Annotated in this window: 12 protein-coding genes; 5 read left to right on the top strand and 7 right to left on the bottom strand. The window is 41.8% G+C overall.

Features of this window, described 5'->3' with window-relative positions; all coding sequences use genetic code 11:
* Positions 1–556 precede the first annotated feature (556 nt).
* The 3 genes from RMX98_RS08140 to RMX98_RS08130 form a co-directional block, all read right to left on the bottom strand.
* Positions 557–1255: a DevA family ABC transporter ATP-binding protein gene (locus RMX98_RS08140; RefSeq protein WP_322679875.1), complete on the bottom strand. Its 699-nt coding sequence runs from the start codon at positions 1253–1255 to the stop codon at positions 557–559.
* Positions 1256–1329: 74 nt separating this feature from the next.
* Complete coding sequence (devC, locus tag RMX98_RS08135) at positions 1330–2502, bottom strand: ABC transporter permease DevC (protein WP_322679874.1); 1173 nt, start codon at positions 2500–2502, stop codon at positions 1330–1332.
* A 101-nt stretch (positions 2503–2603) separates the two neighbouring features.
* Positions 2604–3800 carry an ABC exporter membrane fusion protein gene (locus RMX98_RS08130; protein WP_322679918.1) on the bottom strand — a complete coding sequence of 399 codons (1197 nt, stop codon included), beginning with the start codon at positions 3798–3800 and terminating at the stop codon, positions 2604–2606.
* A 491-nt stretch (positions 3801–4291) separates the two neighbouring features.
* Here RMX98_RS08130 and RMX98_RS08125 point away from each other — a divergent pair, with 491 nt between their 5' ends.
* The 3 genes from RMX98_RS08125 to RMX98_RS08115 all read left to right on the top strand — a co-directional run bounded on the left by RMX98_RS08125 (position 4292) and on the right by RMX98_RS08115 (position 10365).
* Positions 4292–8404, top strand: a complete 4113-nt coding sequence (locus RMX98_RS08125) for a hypothetical protein (RefSeq protein ID WP_322679873.1) — start codon at positions 4292–4294, stop codon at positions 8402–8404.
* A gap of 93 nt (positions 8405–8497) precedes the next feature.
* Entirely contained in the window at positions 8498–9427 is a 930-nt protein-coding gene (locus RMX98_RS08120; RefSeq protein WP_322679872.1) for a nuclease A inhibitor family protein, read from the top strand.
* A 17-nt stretch (positions 9428–9444) separates the two neighbouring features.
* Positions 9445–10365 (top strand): hypothetical protein, encoded by a 921-nt coding sequence (locus tag RMX98_RS08115; RefSeq protein WP_322679871.1) that lies wholly within the window; start codon positions 9445–9447, stop codon positions 10363–10365.
* A gap of 102 nt (positions 10366–10467) precedes the next feature.
* Here the strand turns inward: RMX98_RS08115 and RMX98_RS08110 are convergent, their stop codons facing one another.
* From RMX98_RS08110 to RMX98_RS08100, 3 genes are all read right to left on the bottom strand, one after another.
* Entirely contained in the window at positions 10468–11172 is a 705-nt protein-coding gene (locus RMX98_RS08110; protein WP_322679870.1) for a DevA family ABC transporter ATP-binding protein, read from the bottom strand.
* A gap of 74 nt (positions 11173–11246) precedes the next feature.
* The gene (gene devC, locus RMX98_RS08105; RefSeq protein ID WP_322679869.1) at positions 11247–12422 is read right to left on the bottom strand and encodes an ABC transporter permease DevC; all 1176 of its coding nucleotides are present in this window, start codon (positions 12420–12422) and stop codon (positions 11247–11249) included.
* Positions 12419–13729 carry an HlyD family efflux transporter periplasmic adaptor subunit gene (locus RMX98_RS08100; RefSeq protein ID WP_322679868.1) on the bottom strand — a complete coding sequence of 437 codons (1311 nt, stop codon included), beginning with the start codon at positions 13727–13729 and terminating at the stop codon, positions 12419–12421. The genes devC (RMX98_RS08105) and RMX98_RS08100 overlap by 4 nt, the downstream gene beginning before the upstream one ends.
* 364 nt (positions 13730–14093) lie before the next feature.
* Here RMX98_RS08100 and RMX98_RS08095 point away from each other — a divergent pair, with 364 nt between their 5' ends.
* Together RMX98_RS08095 and RMX98_RS08090 are read left to right on the top strand one after the other, a co-directional pair.
* Positions 14094–14708 carry a TetR/AcrR family transcriptional regulator gene (locus tag RMX98_RS08095; protein ID WP_322679867.1) on the top strand — a complete coding sequence of 205 codons (615 nt, stop codon included), beginning with the start codon at positions 14094–14096 and terminating at the stop codon, positions 14706–14708.
* Between the two features lie 430 nt (positions 14709–15138).
* Complete coding sequence (locus RMX98_RS08090; protein WP_322679866.1) at positions 15139–15846, top strand: Crp/Fnr family transcriptional regulator; 708 nt, start codon at positions 15139–15141, stop codon at positions 15844–15846.
* 65 nt (positions 15847–15911) lie between these two features.
* Here the strand turns inward: RMX98_RS08090 and RMX98_RS08085 are convergent, their stop codons facing one another.
* Positions 15912–16535 (bottom strand): PAS domain-containing protein, encoded by a 624-nt coding sequence (locus RMX98_RS08085; RefSeq protein ID WP_322679865.1) that lies wholly within the window; start codon positions 16533–16535, stop codon positions 15912–15914.
* Between the last annotated feature and the right edge of the window lie 697 nt (positions 16536–17232).

Below are 17232 nucleotides of genomic sequence, written 5' to 3'. Positions count from 1 at the left end.
TAGCTTATTATCGCTACTGTTTCCTATTTGAAGCCGATGTTGTTAACAACCATAAATATGAGGAAATTCTCCGGGTACTTATGGATTGCAAGGGTGAATCATTTTATCTGTAATTTTAATGAATTGGTCTTAACTCTAATAACCAAGGTGTATAACATTGGCAATGAGCATAAAATTTAACTAGATTGATGGCAAAAACGCTCTCATGGCTTGTTAATATGTTTCGCTTGTTAAGCAGCAAAGGAAACTCTTTGTGGTTACAGTCATTACATAATAATACTTGAATAAAATCTTAGAATCAATTGGACACTTTTTCAACTGGACACCAATATCACATTCTTCGGTTGAAATGGGTATGGGGAAATTACTTAAACTAGATAAGTAAGTCGGCAAGGATAAATTAAACTATATTAGTCTAAATATTTTATAATTTGGTCGTAATAGCCCTTTAGCAGCCAAAGACCCATAGTTTTAATCCACAAATTAAGTCTGGTCACGCCACACTTAAGATTTACTTTATAAATCAACTCTGAATGATGGAATACGCTAATCAAGTTTAGGCTGATAGTATTACTCTTGACTTGAGTTTGCCATCTTCCATATCAACGATGCGATCGGCAATGTCTAGGATGCGGTTGTCATGAGTAACCATCAAGATTGTACAGGCTTGTTCTTTTGCTAGTTTTTGCATGAGATTGACTACATCTCGTCCTGACTGACTGTCAAGGGCGGCGGTGGGTTCATCCGCGAGAATTATTTGAGGATGACTGACTAAAGCACGAGCGATCGCTACTCGTTGTTTTTGTCCTCCAGACAGTTTATCAGGGTAATAATGCAAATGATTTCCTAATCCTACTTGCTCTAACATTTGGGCTGACCTAGCTCGCATTTTTTTTAACCCAAGATGTTTGTGCAATTCTAAAGCCATTTTGACGTTTTGGAGTGCCGTTAAACTACCATGCAAATTATGTGCTTGGAAAATATAACCGTTATGGCGTCGCGCCTGTACTAGTTCTTCAGCACTAGCACTACAAAGTTCTCGTCCCAACACCTGCAAACTACCAGACTGGGCAGAACGCAATCCACCCACTAAGGTCAACAAGGTAGTCTTTCCAGAACCAGAGGGCCCGGTCATGATAATAATTTCACCAGCATTAATCTCTAAGTTGATATCACATAAAACTTGCTTGCGGAGTGAACCGTGACCAAAGTGGTGGTCGAGATTTTTAATAGAGATGACGGGTTGACTAGTCATAAATAGATCGATTACTCGTGACGAGCGTCATTTGTCATTTGTCATTTGTCCTTTGCAAATGACGAATGACAAATTTAAAACATATCAGCAGGGTCGGTGGCTTGAAGTTTGCGGGTGGCGATCGCACCAGAAATGGTACACATAATGATGGTCAGTACTAATACCTGTAATGCCCGAATCGCGGTCATGTACATGGGCAAATTTGTAGCACTACGAGTCAGTTGATAAAGCACTAAGGACACTCCCAATCCAGGAAAGAAGCCCAATGCTGCTAAAATCAACGATTCTTCAAGCACCACACCTAGCAGGTAGTAATTGCGATATCCCATTGCTTTAAAGGTGGCGTATTCTCGAACGTGGGCATTAACATCGTTAGAGAGGACTTGATAGACGATGATCGTGCCTACCACAAATCCCATTGATACACCTAGACTGAAAATAAACCCAATTGGGGAATTTGTTCTCCAAAAGTTATTCTCAAATTCAATAAATTCCGCGTGGGTTAATACTCTGACATCATCTCTGAGGTAGGCTTTGAGCATTGCTGCTACTTTTTTCGGGTCATAGCCTGGTTTCAGAAGAATCAAACCTAGACTGACACTGCTGGACTGTCGCCCAGAAAATAGCCGCAAAAAATTTTGATCGCTGGTAATCAGATTGCCATCAAAGCCAAAGGAAGCCCCGACTTGGAATAAACCACTAATAGTAATTGTGCGCCGTTCTATTTCAGTAGTCAGGGTTTTACCTTGGTCAATTTGAGCGATCGCTTTTTGATAATCTCCTCTTGCACCACGGTCAAATAACACCGTATCCGGCATTTTGATCGCTTGTAGTTGCTGGTTAACATCGGGTAAATCAAAAGCTGGTTTATCTGGGTTAAAGCCGATAACTAACACCCCTGTTTCACGGTGTGTTTGGGGATTCTTCCAAATTGTGTTGTTAAAATACATTGCTTGGGCCGACTTTACCCCTGGTATATCCATTGCTTGGTAAAGTCGCCGCCGAGAAAATGTAGACAAGCTTGCTAAGTTACGGGCTTGGGGGCTGATTAAAACAATGTCTGCTTGCAAACTGCGATGTAGTCTGGTGTTACTGTCATACAGGGCAGTCTGAAAACCTAACTGCATAAACATCAGAAGATCCGCAAAGGCAATGCCTGATAATGCTACGAAAAGACGGCTTTTTTCATGATTCAGTTGCAGCCATCCTAGAGGGGTTCGCCGTCGTAGTTGTTTGAGCAATCCCATGATAAGAAGTGGGGAGTAGGGGCAGGGGAGGCAGGGGAGCAGAGGAGCAGAGGAGAATAACTACTGACAAATGACAAATGACTAATGACTAATGACAAATTTCACAATTCAATTACTGCCTTAACTTGCATATTGGTTAAGGTGGCGGCTTTTTGGCTGGAAGTTTCATCTAGTCGGATGTAGACTTCTACTACTCTGTTATCGATATTGCTGACGGGATCTGTGTTAATGACATTCTGCCGTCGCACTTGCAAGCCTTTGCGATCTACGATTCCCTGCAATTCAATTGGGAGGTTATCACCAAAGATTCGCACTTGCTGCCCTGAATGCACTTTGCCGATATCGCTTTCGTAGACTTCGGCGATGACATACATCTGGCTGGTTTGTCCAATATCTGCAATGCCATCATTTGATACTAATTCTCCAGGATGGGTATGGATCTCAAATACCTGTCCATTTTGGGGCGATCGCACTACAGCCTGTTCGAGATTGACTTTTGCTAGATTCATGGCTGCTACGGCACGATTGACTTCTGCTTGGGTGGCTTCTACATCCACTCCCCGCACTTCAGCGATTTCATCAAGTGTTGCTGTGGCTTGTTTAACTTGTTGCTGACTAGTTGATTGGGTACGATTTAACTGTGCTTGGGCTTCTTGCAAGCTTTTTTGGGCGGTTTCCAAGTTTAAACGCTTGCTATCTCGTTGGGAAGCGGAAATTGCGCCTTGTTGATATAGTTGCTGATAGCGTTCGTCTTCTGCTTGGGCGTTACGCACTTCGGCTTGGAATCGCTCAATTGTCGCGGCTTGGGCATTAATATCACCTTGGCGTTCGGCTTCTAGACGAGCGATCGCAGCTTTTTGAGCGGCAATTTCACCGCGTTTAGCACCTGCTTGGGTGCGGTTTAGGTTTGCTTGGGCTACTTTTACCTGTTCCTGCGCCTCTTTTAATGCTGCTTGGAGGCGATCGCGGCTGTTCAAAATTGCGATCGCTTGTCCTGCTTTTACCCTATCCCCTTCCTTTACCAACAACTTTTCTACCCGACTTCCTTCCGCAGACACCGCAGCAGAGAGTTTAATTACTTTTCCCTGTGGTTCGAGTCGCCCTAAAGCTGTTACCGTTTTTAACTGTGGCAATTGCGTTGCTGGTACTTGTGCCTCTTGATTGGCATAATTTTGCCCGCATTTTACTATATAAAAACTTATTCCGCCAACCAATAAAGATATAGTTATACCTATAGCAACGGATGGACGCAGAATAGACTTAGGGGACGTTCTGTACCCTAGCTTTGAGTTTCGCACCATAGATTACCTCTTAACTAGTGGCGCAGAAAAAAGAACAGATTAGGCTTTTCTCCGTACTTGTTTGCTAATTGCTACTTCTTTAGTCAGTTATTCTTGATTTATCACTTCCAAGTCAATAAAATAATTTGGAAATTGTTGAGCTTTTACTTAGATCAAGTGATTTAGCTGGTTAGGATAACAACGAATATCTCTACCGAATTAGAGGTTTATGTTTTTAGCAAACTACTTTTGTTTGATGAAAGTACTCAGGTATAGTAAACGGTTTTAAAATTCCGGGTTGTAACAGCGCCAACAATCACAATCAAATTAAGTAAATAACAAAAAATATTTGCTGTGATTGCGATCGGTGGAAATTTATATCAAATTTTGATGATTATATAATTCTGTTTGCTATTGGGAATTATAAAGATATGGACACAAAACTTTCACAATAGTTTTGACGTATACCTTTATAGTATAAATGTACTATTAACTCTAGTTGTACAGCTATGCAACCTCTTCAACCAGTTAGTGGATCGGATTTGCAAAGATTTTTGTCAGCACCAGAGGAGTTATTACAACAGTCAGTAGCATTGCAATTAGCCGTTGCTAGTTTCCATCAGACACCGCGTAGTCTCCTAGAGATTCTAGTTAATAGCCCTGATGCACAGGTAGCAGAAGCAGCAAGCTTACACGTAAATTTGGCAGGAGAAATAACAGACGGCTGGCAGCAAGCAGTTGATGAAATCCTGCAACAGCGTCAGCTAGGGCAAAACGACCGATTAGCGGTAGAACTTCTCAAAATTGGGCCTGTACCTCCTTGCTTCCTCAGCGAATGGGTTCCAGCCGAGCGACTAATTCAAGGGTTGCGAAATCCCCAAATGCCCTTGCATTATCGGTTGCAATTATTACAACGACTTTCACAGGAACCAACTTTAGAACCACGCTTGCAGGTAGCAGAGTCGCCAGAAACGCCCTTGGCAGTGTTGGAACAGTTGGCGGGTGATTTAGAATTACCAGTGCGGTTGGCGGTGAAATTTAATCCCAGTTGTCCACCACCATTAATTGAACTTGTGGAAGGACAGTATGCCGTTGCATCTGACTGGAATACTGATAGCGAACAATTAACGACGCTGGGGCAGAGTCGCTGGGCGTGGGTGCGGTTGGCTGTGGCGCAAAATCCCTCAGCGACAGCAGAGACGCTGATGCAGTTGGCTGGAGATGCGGCGTACAAAATTCAGTTAGCGGTAGCGAAGAATCCAGAAACACCCGCAGATGTGTTGGCTGTGCTGGCAGAGCATCAGGATAAAGCAATACAAGCGGCTGTGGCAGAACATGGGAATGCAACGGAAGAAATATTGCATCAATTATTTCCAACTCAACAGCAACTTTTGGAAAGAAGGAAAAATTTACCAACTAGTATTTTAGAGCGATTTTTTAACGATGTAGCGACAGAAAAACCGCTTTGGAAAAATTATAAATGGCGGTATCTGTTTCTGGATCAGCCAAATACACCAACCTGGATTTTAGCTGAGTTAGCGAATGTTGATTTGGATGCATTGAAGAGCCAAACTAATTTTTCACTGATCTTCCAAACTTTAGAAGAAGGCATGACCGTGCAAAAATGGCTTCAAGATGAGACAGAATTTTTGAAATATATTGCTAAACATCCTCAAGCTACAGTGGAAATTTTACAACATTTGACACAATATCCTAATCCGTATGTACAACTAGCCGTTGCCTGGAATTCTCAAACACCTGAAGAACTCAAATTAAGTTTATTAGCAGAGTTAGCTGTTAATGCTGACGAGACGATTCAAGTCCAGCTCGCGGAAAATCGTCATACACCTGTGCATATTTTAGAAATGATGGCGCAAAATGAGTTTTATGAGACAAAACTATTACGAGAAATTCGACGAGTTTTAGCATCAGAATATCCAGAAAATTCTCACTCATTCAAATCTACTGTTGACTATGAAATGTCTCATTTCAAGCATGAGATTTTATACCCAGCAGGTATAAATGTTGATGTTGAAAGCTGGATGAAAATTATTGAAAGTCATAATTTACTCGAGATAATGGCAAATAATTCAACATCTTGGGACACGAGTCGCCAACTGACTCCATTAATGGTGCAATTAATGCCTCAATGGGCTGAAATGCTTCCCAATGTAGCTGAGAATATACTAGAACAAATTGTCAGCAACCTAAAAAGTATTTTGGGAAGTATTAACATTTATGTTAAAAATACTCTGCGGTCAGTCGGAGTAGCACTTGTTGGCAATCCTAACACTCCAGTGACTTTGCGAGAACAGTTAAAAAATCAACTTATCAGGCCATCAATTCCCCTTCATTATCAAGGTAGCGATTGTGATGTACTTTTAGCGCTAGCTTACAATGCAGAGATTCCAGAAGCCGAACGGATGGAATATTTACAACAGCTTATCGAGCATGTAGGCAAAAGAATTGCCAGAGATCCTCGCACACCTCTGTCGGTATTAGAACAATTACTTGAACGAGGTGAAAAAGAAGCGATCGCCAAAAATCCTGCTGCTCCTGAATATATTCTCAGACGCATTGCAGATGAACGCAAAGAGTCTTTGTGGAGAAATTTAGCAGAAAATCCAAATACTCCTACTGATTTATTAATTCGCTTTTTGCATGAAGAAGTTGAGAAGACAGTTTATAGTAATGTCACAATGTTTGACATAGTTATTGCTAATCCTAACTTACCTATCCTAGAACGTTATCGATTGATACTAGGTAAAGAAGAAGCTCAAGAAAATACCGATGCTCACCAATTAATGGCACGTCGTTCTGATAGTCCTTATGCTTTAGCGCAGGTTGTGCAAAAAGGAGATCAAAAAGCTAAATTGACCGCAGCACGTAGCAATAAAACTCCGATTCAAGTCTTGGAACAACTAGCAAAAGATCCAGATGACACTGTCCGTCAAGTTGTTTTACAAAATGCCAATTTAGCACTCCAAAGTTTGCTAGAACTGGCGCGAGATAAAAGCTTGAACGTGCGTTTATGGCTTCTACATAAATCATCTCATAATAAAACACCTACACCTGTTCAACTATTAGAAATATTGGCGCAAGATGAATTTGAGCAAGTCCGAGCCAAAGTTGCAGAACATCCCGATTCATCTGTTGAAATTTTGATGCGGTTAGCCAACGATACTAGCCGTGAAGTAAAAGCGAAACTGACTGCTAACCCTAATACTCCTGTCACAATTCTCACTCGTTTAGGCTTAGAAGAAAATCTAGTAAATCAACGCAATCCCAATACACCAGGAATTGTACTTGCTCAGGCGGTTAAAAACATGAGTAGCAAAAATCTTGCTGATTTTATTAAACATCCTGTCAAAGGTTCACAAATGCCTGCTGAAACTTTGTCACAGTTAGCAAGTCACACCGATAGTTCAGTGCGTTATCGAGTCGCATCTCACCCTAATACACCAGCCACCGTTTTAAGACAGTTAGCTAGAGACTCTTATGTAGCTACAGTTCGTGCTGTTGCCAGTAATGCTAATACATTTCCTGAAACTTTAGAAGTGCTAGCTAATCACCCAGATTTTACAACTCGTTTGGAAGTTGTTCGCAATCCCAACACACCGCCTCGCGCACTTGCTGAAATTGTTCTGAGTACCCAAAATTCAGGAAATACCCCAAATCAAACAGTGGATATGCTCAAAAGTGCATTTCCGGGGAATCATAATGATGTGCTGCAATCAATAGCTGGTAATCCTCGCACACCTATAGAAGCATTGGAGATTTTAGCAAGAAGAGAATTTATCGGTGCAACACCCGATCGCCACTCGATTCTTCCACCTACAACTGATGATAGTATAGTGCGATCGCTTGCGTACAACCCCAGCTTAACACCGCAATTGCTGGGCATTCTGATCCAAGATCCTTCTGTAGAAGTGCGTGTTTGTTTAGTTCGCCATCCGAATTTGACAGAGGCGTTGTGGTTGCGTTTAGCAGAAGATACGGAAATATCCGTGCGTGAAGCTGTTGCGGCTGCAATCAATTCACCTGTAAGCGTTTTGGAATTACTGGCGCAGGATGAACAAGTAGAGGTGCGAATCAAAGTAGCAACTAACCCCAATACACCAATTACTGTTTTACAAGTTCTCGCAGGTGATGAAAACTCCAGTGTACGCACTGCTGCGGCTAGCAATTCTAACCTACCTGAAACAATACTGACACAACTGGCAAACGATGAAAAAGTCGAAGTCCGCCGCGCAGTTGCTCAAAATCCCAACACCCCTGCACCCATCCGCGAAAGCCTCCGCGATTTGATTGTGCAACCCACCACCCGCCAAACCAGTCCCACATTGCGCGGACTCAGCCGCCTCTACAACCCCAGCACAGATGATTTAGTGAGCATACTTGCAGAATACGCAAGTTCCGAAAATGCCTTTGTGCGGTTCGTGACACTGCTTAATCCCCTAACTCCCCGTGAAGTATTGACACAAGGAGCGCAGTCTGCATACTGGCTGGAACGCTACGCCGTTGCTGATAATTCTGGAACTCCAAGCGTTTTACGCCAGCAACTTGCTGAAGATAGCAACCGAATTGTCCGCGCAGCCGCTAGAGTTAGTACTAATTCGTAATTCGTAGTTCGTAATTCGTAATTAAGAGCCGTACTAGCTTTTAGAGAATTGGTATAACTTGTAAATAATTGAGGATGTTGCAGATGGCATACAGTGATTATAGTTGAGCCTTACTTAACTGTTGATTTACCAGGTCATGAAGATGGTGGTACTATTGTTCCATTTGTTTGGGACGTATCTGAGCAAGGAGAATTTAATGTTATTAATCTCTGTCTGGCTAATGGTTGGCTACAGCTTACAGATGTAGATAAGCGAATCAAAAGTTGGCAAAAAATGGAATATGCTAAATCGTTTTATAACTTTTATTTAGGTATTGAAGAGGAAAATATAAGGAAAAATCAATTTGAATACTTATTGCAAATAATACACACAAATTTACAAGATTTAGAATCTTTTTTACAAGATTTAGGATCTTTTAGCTGGATGGCTTATTCTTGTAGCAGAGGTGTTATTTTACCCGGTTTAGTAATTGGTAGAACAGTAGATGGAACTTGGATCTGTATTTGTCCAACTGTTTATAAAGAAACAGAAATTCCGCAAGAACTAATTTATCGTTCTCCTTTATCTCAATCAAACTCTAGCCAATTATACGGACAAAACACACTAAACTTAATTTCACAAATTGAAGCAATTACCTCAGAGCTAGGCATAATTTATCTAGAAGGTGATTTGGGTGGTGGTTATTACTATAACTACGAGCATCAAATTGTTTATGGTGTTGCTGTATCTAAAGAACTAGCAGATGAACAGGCTTTCCAAAAGGCTGGACTTTTAGAACTAAAACAATTTCATAGCTTTTTTCCTGATAAAAACGACTTAGGAGACTACTATGAAGGTTATAAACTTGAACAAATGTTTGCAAAGTATGAGCAAATTAATAACTTTTTTAAGCAGACATTTTCTGAAGTAATTATGTATAGATTTAGTTTTTTCACTCAGGAACATATATACATAATACGTCAAAGTCAGCCTGGAGATTGGGTTGGACTATATCTGAAAAGTGAATTTGTTTACAATACCTAGATTTATTAATATAAGAAATGAAAATCGAAACAGAACAACTTCTTGGTACACTAGAAATACTCTGCTCAAATTCGTTTGTTTGGGAAACTCCAAACCAAGGTGAATTTAACCTCTGGAATTTAATGATTTCCGAAGGTTTTGTTCATCTAACCGACATAGAACTTGCTTTTAAACATTGGCAAAATATTGAAGAATGGGGAACTCCTACTAATCAGGAAACTTCTGATTATGAATACGCTCCTCTGCGTTCTGAACGTAAGGATAAAACTTGGAATGAAAGCATCGCTTCTGAACGTAAAAGCTACTATCAACAACTTCAGCAGCTTTTAACTAATAATCTGCAAAACATTCAAGTTTATAACTTGTCTATTCCCAAAGTAAGACATCGAAGCTTTGAATGGGATCATCCATATTTTTCTGTGTCGATTGTGGTTGGGGAAACTAGCGATCGCCACTATTTTTGCCTTGCCCCCACTGTCCCCGATCAAGTAAGCTATGATGATCGCGCTCGCAATCACCCCAAAACACAAATTGTTTCTGAAGAATTGCCAAACCAACCAACTCAAACTCTGATAACTGAAGTTCAAATTCTGCTTAATAATCTCACGCCAATTACCAACTACGGCTACTACCACGGCGGATACAACTACACTTACCAACATCAAATTGTGGGTGCATTAGCCAAAACTAAAACAACAGCAATCCAACTCGCATTACAAGCAGCAACTATGGTTTTTTTGGAGAAGCGAACAGTTGAATATGCTGATGATGGCTACAATAGCCATAAACTCAACCAGTTTATGAACCAGTGTTTAGCTCATCGCACTTGTTACAGTATCAGTTTTTGGGATGTTGACTATACCTACGAAGTCGGAGAAACCCCCGGAGGAGACTGGATAGGGGTGCGATCGCAAGGCGAATTTGAATACAATCCTTAGAAAGAGCAGCAAAAACCTAATGTCTAAAAAGTCTGATTCGCAGTTACAAAATCTCTTTACTTCACAAATTTGATTTGTAAGAATTGCTCAAAAAGAATCTGCTTAAGATGCTGCAACAACAGCACTGTCATTTACTAACTTGCCATCTTCCATATAAACGATGCGATCGGCAATATCTAGAATGCGGTTGTCATGAGTAACCAAGAGAATAGTACAATCTTGTTCCTTAGCTAGTGTTTGCATCAAGTTGACCACATCTCGTCCCGATTTACTGTCAAGGGCGGCGGTGGGTTCGTCTGCTAAGACTATTTTAGGACGACCAACCAATGCACGAGCGATCGCAACTCTTTGTTTTTGTCCCCCAGATAAATCATCAGGATAATAATTCAAGCGTTCTCCTAATCCTACCTCCTCTAACATTTGGGCTGACCGGGTTTTCATTTCTGCCGGTGAAATATTATTATGCACTTCCAAGCCCATTCTGACGTTTTGGAGTGCTGTCAGACTAGCGTGCAAGTTATGTGCTTGGAAAATATAACCGTTATTGCGTCGTGCTTGGGTAAGTTGTGCTTTGTTAGCGCCACACAGTTCTTGTTCTAATATCTGCAAACTGCCAGATTGGGCAGAACGCAAGCCGCCGACTAAAGTGAGAAGTGTAGTTTTACCAGACCCAGAAGGCCCAGTCATAATAATAATTTCGCCAGCGTTAATATCCAGGTTGATATCAAAAAGAACTTGCTTGCGGAGTTGACCATGACCAAAAAAATGGTCGAGATTTTTAACAGAGATTACAGGTTGACTACTCATAAATAGCTTGATTACTCGTGATGATTGTCATTTGTCATTTGCAAAGGACAAAGGACAAATGACAAATGACAAATTTAAAACATATCTGCGGGGTCAGCAGACTGTAATTTCCGAGTAGCGATCGCACCAGAAATTATACACATAATCATCGTCAGTGTTAATACCGTCAAGGCCCGTGCTACGGTCATGTAAACTGGCAAATTGGTGGCATTACGAGTTAAATGATAAAGTCCTAAAGGTGCGATCGCTCCAGGAATAAAGCCCAAAATCGCCAAAATTATCGCCTCTTCAAACACCACACCTAATAAGTAGAGATTGTTATATCCCATTGCTTTGAAAGTGGCGTATTCTTTGATATGGGAATTCACATCTGTAGAAAGAACTTGATAGACGATAATCACGCCCACCAGAAACCCCATTGCTACACCCAGGCTGAAGATAAACCCGATCGCTGTATTTGTTTTCCAGTAATTTATTTCAAATTCGAGAAATTCTGCTTTGGTTAAAACTTTAACATCATTATCTAAATGAGATTCTAAAGCTGCTTTGATCTGTTTTGGGTCATAGCCTGGTTGCAGTTGTATTAAACCTAGACTGACACTGCTGGCTTCTTGTCTGGGAAATAGTCGCAGAAAGTTCTGGTCGCTGGTAATCAAAGTACCATCGGCTATGAAGGAAGCCCCGACTGAAAATAAGCCGTTAATGGTAATTGTCCGCCGTTCTATTTCGGTTGTGACAGTTTTACCTTGTTCAATTTTCGCGATCGCATCATTGTAATCTCCTCTAGAGGCGCGATCGAACAGAACGGTATCTGGTAGCTTAATAGCATCTATCTGGCGATTTACATCTGCTAAGTTCAACATTTGGCGATCGGGATTGAACCCCATAACTAATATTGTCGTCTTTTGATGTGTTTGGGGATTTTTCCAATCAACAATGTTGACATACATTCCTTCTGCCGACTTTACACCTGGTACATCCATTGCTTGATACAATCGCCGCCGCGTAAAGCTAGACATATATGCTAAGTTACGTGCTTGGGGGCTGATGACAAACATATCAGCCTGCATACTCCGATGCAGCATTGTGTTACTTTCAAACAGGGCATTCTGAAACCCTAGCTGCATGAACATCAGAACATCGGCAAAGGCAATACCTGACAATGCCACCAAAAGACGACCTTTTTCATGACTCAGTTGCAGCCATCCTAAAGGTGTTCGCCGCCGCAGTTGCTGGATAAATCCAATCACAGTACAATTACCGCCTTGACTTGCAAATTAGTGAAGCTAGAAGCATTTTGGCTAGATAGTTTATTCAGTTGTACGTGGACTTCCACGACTCTGGCATCAATATTGCTTGAGGGATCGGCGTTGATCAGATTTTGCCGCTTTACCTGCATACCAATCCAATCGACTCTTCCCTCTAGTTCGTGGCGGAGGGAATCACTGCTTACCCGCACATCCTGTCCCGGACGCACTCTCTTGATATCACTTTGGTAGACTTCTACTACTGCATACATCTGGTCGGTTTGACCTAGAGCCACAATGCCTTCATTGCCTACAGTTTCTCCGGCTCGTGTATTAATCTCCAATATTCGACCGGCTTTAGGAGCCACAACGTATGCCTGTGCTAGTTCTGCTCTAATTTTATCCGCCGTGGCTTGAGCGCTGTCTATTTCTGCTTGTGCATTTGCTATATCTGTGGGACGGACTTCAGCAGTTTGATTCAGGTTAGCTTTTGCTTCCTTAATCTGCTGTTGCAAGCTGGCGAGGGTTTGATCCTGGTTGGCTTTGGCTTCGTTAAGTTGCTGTTGTAGGGTTGCGACAGTTCTTGTCTGAGTGGCTTGGCTTTCAATTAACGCTTGAGTGGAAGTTTCGGCATTTAAGCGTCTGCTATCAACTTCCTGGCTAGAAATTGCTCCTGCTTTGTATAAAGTTTCGTAGCGCTGCACGTCAGCTTGAGCATTACGTTTCTCGGCTGCGACGCGAGCCACTGTTGCTTGCAAGCTGCGTTGTTGCCCAAGGAGTTCTGCTTCTAGACGATTAATTGTGGCTTGCTGAGTTTTAATATTTCCTTGTAGTTCTACTTGCACGCGATTTACCGTAGCTTGGCGCGCTCCAATTTCTCCCTGTTTGGCTCCAGCTTTTACCTGGTTAAGGCGGGTTTTGGCAACTTGAACTTGTTTTTGTGCTTCAATCAAACTAGCTTGCAAGCGATCGCGGTTGTCCATAATCGCAACTACCTGCCCAGCTTTGACGGGATCGCCTTCTTTCACCAATAGCTGCTCTACTCGATTTCCTTCACCATTTGAAGAAGGCGCTGACAGTTTTATTACCTCTCCTTTTGGTTCTAACCGCCCTAATGCTGTTACCGTTTTTACCACGGGCTGAACTGCTACTGGTGTTTTTTGTTTCTCATTAGCTGTAGCCTGGAACTTCATCACCGCATAAACACTGATTCCACCTATTGCTAGAGATGCAATTATTGCAAGTAGAATAGGCGATCGCACAAGATTATGAGAAGACCTTAAGCCCTCTGAATTCCTGTTTTGCTCCATACTATTTTCCCTTACCACCAGTAGCAACTTGTACTAAACTGTCCAGTTCAATTCATGCTAAACTAAACGGACTAGTTTAGTCAATATGATACAACTAAACTTGTCAATCAACTTGCAAAGGCATTAGGCAGCGAGATGCTATTTTTGCCTCCTGCCATCTGCCTGGTTGTTGAGTTTCGACTACGCTCAACTGCCGCGTAGCCGAAACACTGCCCCCCGGTCACTGAGCGGTTTGCCCTGAGCGGAGCCGAAGGGAGTCGAAGTGCTACCCCCTTCAAGGAAGGGTATATTTATTTTCGCCATTTTGTGTTGGGGCATTTTGCAGCATCTATTAATATTGTTTACAAGAAAGGATGATTAATAAATGGTACGCATCAAAACTGACGAAGTTGATCGAGATAATTCCGTTGATAAAGTAGAGCAAATTCTGCAAGGGGCAATGCAAGAATTCCTCCAAAATGGCTACGCTGGTACAAGTATGGATCGGGTAGCAGTAGCAGCAGGTGTTTCTAAAGCGACAGTCTACAGCCACTTTCAAGATAAAGAAGGGCTTTTTAAAGTACTGTTAGAGCAACTGACAAGCAAAAAGAACAGCTCCATTTTTGGCACAGAACCTATTGAGGGCAAACCAGCCGCCATACTGCACCAGGTAATAACCAAAGCATTAAATCAGATGCTTAACGACAAAGAACATAGTGCATTTATGCGAGTACTAATCGGGGAATCTGGGCGTTTTCCTGAGTTAGCTCAAATTTGTGTGCAGACGATGATTAAGCCAGTAATGGAAACTCTCACTCACTACTTAGCGGCTCCTGAACTAAAAATACCTGACCCAGAGGCAACAGCGAGAATTATCATAGGAACATTGGTGCATTTTCATATTACTCAAAATGTAATGCATGGACACGACATTGTACCAATGGAAAGCGATCGCCTGATTGATGCTTTGACACACCTAATCAATAAATGCGCCGATTAGATTAGCTATTTCCCGCGCTTGTTCGGTCAGAAGGTCAAATATCACCTTGATTAAGATCGTGTTTGCCAAATTATCCATAATCATAAAAGAACCTCACCCCCAACCCCTTTACGCCTGCGCGGTGGGGTTCTCCGGGTTTAATAAGTAATCAAGCAGACATGATATAACTCAATGCTGGAATGTTTGGCCCGGATTTCTCACAAGTGAGAAATCCGGGCGTAGTATAGTATAAAAATACCTTTAATTAATACGGATTGTAAAACCTTACTTGGCGTAAAAACCTTGAAAAGGTATCAGTTAATAATTATTAAAAAACTGCTGGCTAACATTTCTTCAAAATTGGCTAAGGTTGCGTAGTTATGCTTATAGGTCTTCGGATGGCATAGCTTAAAAATATAAAAAATAGTTAATAAAAAAGTTCTAAAAAAACATGGCTACTGAAAACCTCCTGCTCGCCGCCCTGCCCCGTGAGGTGTACAAGCGGATAGAAAACAAAATGGAGGAGGTCGAGCTTTCATCCGGCAATATACTCAACCGACCCGGCGAAACCATTGAAGAAGTCTACTTCCCTCTCACCTGCCTGATCTCAGTCACCATCACGATGATGGACGGCGGCACGGTTGAAGCCGGAGTAGTTGGAAGCCGCGAGATGGTAGGAATCAACGCCTTCATGGGCGGCCACGAGACGACGCAGACCCAGTACATCATTCAGGTTCCTGGCAACGCGGTGAAAATGAAGGCACATTTGCTGCTGCATGAGTTCGACATCAATAAGTCGCTGCGGGACGTGATGCTGAAATACACACAGGCTTATATCGCGCAAATCTCGCAAAATGTTGCTTGCAACCGCACTCATACTATAGAAAAACGCATGGCCCGTTGGTTGCTTGAGTCCAGTGACCGTCTCTACTCTGATGAACTGTTACTATCCCATGAGTTCCTCTCCCATATGCTGGGCGTGCGCCGTTCTGGTATCACCGAAACCGCCCACATCTTAGAAAAGAAAGGTCTTATCAAATGCAGCCGAAAGAAAATCAAAATCGTCGAGCAGCAGGGGCTAAAAGAGGCTGCCTGTGAGTGTTATGGGGTAATCAAAGAGGAATACGATCGCCTTCTCAACTTTAAGCTAGAGAGATAACGTCTGAGAACTTCCAACAAGTCTTTCCTCTTGTCTTCCTGCCCCCTGTCTCTTATAAGCCCTTCTCACTTTAATAGCACTAATTGAGACTGTTGCCAGACGTGAGTAACGTCGCGCACCATCCAGCGCAAGCCTGTTAACTTGCCTTTAACGTCGCGGATCGGAGCTACAGTCATAGCAGCCTCAAAAGGCTCACAGTCACGAGGCTGTATGCGTAATATGTACTCTTGCATATAGTCACACTCACACTTGTACATCTGATTTAGTTGGTAACGAAACGCGTGACGTTCTTCAACTGGAATGAAACAGGCTAACGGTTTGTTCACCAAAAATCGCTGTTGAACATTGAACAGTGTGGCAGTGGCACAATTAGCTGACTGAATTTTTCCTTGTGTGTCACTCACCAAGTAAGCATTTGGGATAAACTCTAATAGGTCTTGGTAGCGCTTGTATTCCTCTCTAAGCCGTGCTTGTACATTTCCCAATTTTTGAGTTTGCTCGAACAACTTCTCTGTAACTATCTCTAGTGTTTTTGAAGCAGTATCAAGTTCCTTCAGAGTTGCCACCAGCATATCGGCTTTTGCCTGTACTGGGGTGTTTGTATCCTGGCGTAAGTTAGCTAAACGCCCTTGCACTGATTGTAACTGCTGGGTAAACATATTTAAGTTCATTATTAATTCAGGTGACATCTAAGTTTCAATCCCTGAATAGGAAGAAAGAGACTGTTAAGAAATTATTAATGGGTTTTATCCTACAAATTGTTAGTTCTTGGCTAAAATCCAGTAACGAGAAGTTAAGGGATATTGCCATCTATGAATTTGCTCCCAAATTTCTTAGACGTTCGGGATTGTCTATATTTAAGTATTGTTTAAAGTTTAAAGAACTCAGCCGCTCCCAGTCAGTACGATTTCGTACAAAGTTATGAAATTTCGCTCTCTATAGGATTCATATTTGATTTTTGAAAAAAACTCGGTATACCTTAATCTTCTGAAATCCTCTTGCCTATTGCAAGAGTGCCTATTGCCTATTAAGCCAAGTGATTTCAGTAATCAAACCGGATTCCTATATACCCCAACTACAACGTTGATACAAGAGCCGCCACGAGTTCTTAACGCCTGGCCTTGATAAAACTACAATCAAGCAACAGGGTTGAGAGTTTGCTGCTTCCTATAACCCTTATAAATAAGGAAAGGATGTCTATTCCTGACTCAATTTTATTAAAAGCACGCCTAACCATAGATAAAGTACTCATCTGTGTGGAGATAGGCATTAAAATTATTTCAACAACTATTGTAACCCTGATACTTTTGCTTTGTATCCCTTATTGCTAGAGAACTTAACATTAAACCATACTTTATCTGCCTTCACTTGTTCACTAGGTAGAAA

This window comes from Nostoc sp. DedQUE02 (genome assembly GCF_034531035.1).
Lineage (GTDB): Bacteria > Cyanobacteriota > Cyanobacteriia > Cyanobacteriales > Nostocaceae > Nostoc.
Note: the sequence above shows the minus strand (reverse complement) of the source record. Positions and strands in the feature narration are given on the sequence as shown.

What these genes read in the sequence shown, in the direction of transcription:
- RMX98_RS08140 (WP_322679875.1), bottom strand. Translation starts at nt 1,255, where the DNA reads ATGACTAGTCAACCCGTCATCTCTATTAAAAATCTCGACCACCACTTT.
- devC (WP_322679874.1), bottom strand. Translation starts at nt 2,502, where the DNA reads ATGGGATTGCTCAAACAACTACGACGGCGAACCCCTCTAGGATGGCTG.
- RMX98_RS08125 (WP_322679873.1), top strand. Translation starts at nt 4,292, where the DNA reads ATGCAACCTCTTCAACCAGTTAGTGGATCGGATTTGCAAAGATTTTTG.
- RMX98_RS08115 (WP_322679871.1), top strand. Translation starts at nt 9,445, where the DNA reads ATGAAAATCGAAACAGAACAACTTCTTGGTACACTAGAAATACTCTGC.
- RMX98_RS08110 (WP_322679870.1), bottom strand. Translation starts at nt 11,172, where the DNA reads ATGAGTAGTCAACCTGTAATCTCTGTTAAAAATCTCGACCATTTTTTT.
- RMX98_RS08100 (WP_322679868.1), bottom strand. Translation starts at nt 13,729, where the DNA reads ATGGAGCAAAACAGGAATTCAGAGGGCTTAAGGTCTTCTCATAATCTT.
- RMX98_RS08095 (WP_322679867.1), top strand. Translation starts at nt 14,094, where the DNA reads ATGGTACGCATCAAAACTGACGAAGTTGATCGAGATAATTCCGTTGAT.
- RMX98_RS08090 (WP_322679866.1), top strand. Translation starts at nt 15,139, where the DNA reads ATGGCTACTGAAAACCTCCTGCTCGCCGCCCTGCCCCGTGAGGTGTAC.
- RMX98_RS08085 (WP_322679865.1), bottom strand. Translation starts at nt 16,535, where the DNA reads ATGTCACCTGAATTAATAATGAACTTAAATATGTTTACCCAGCAGTTA.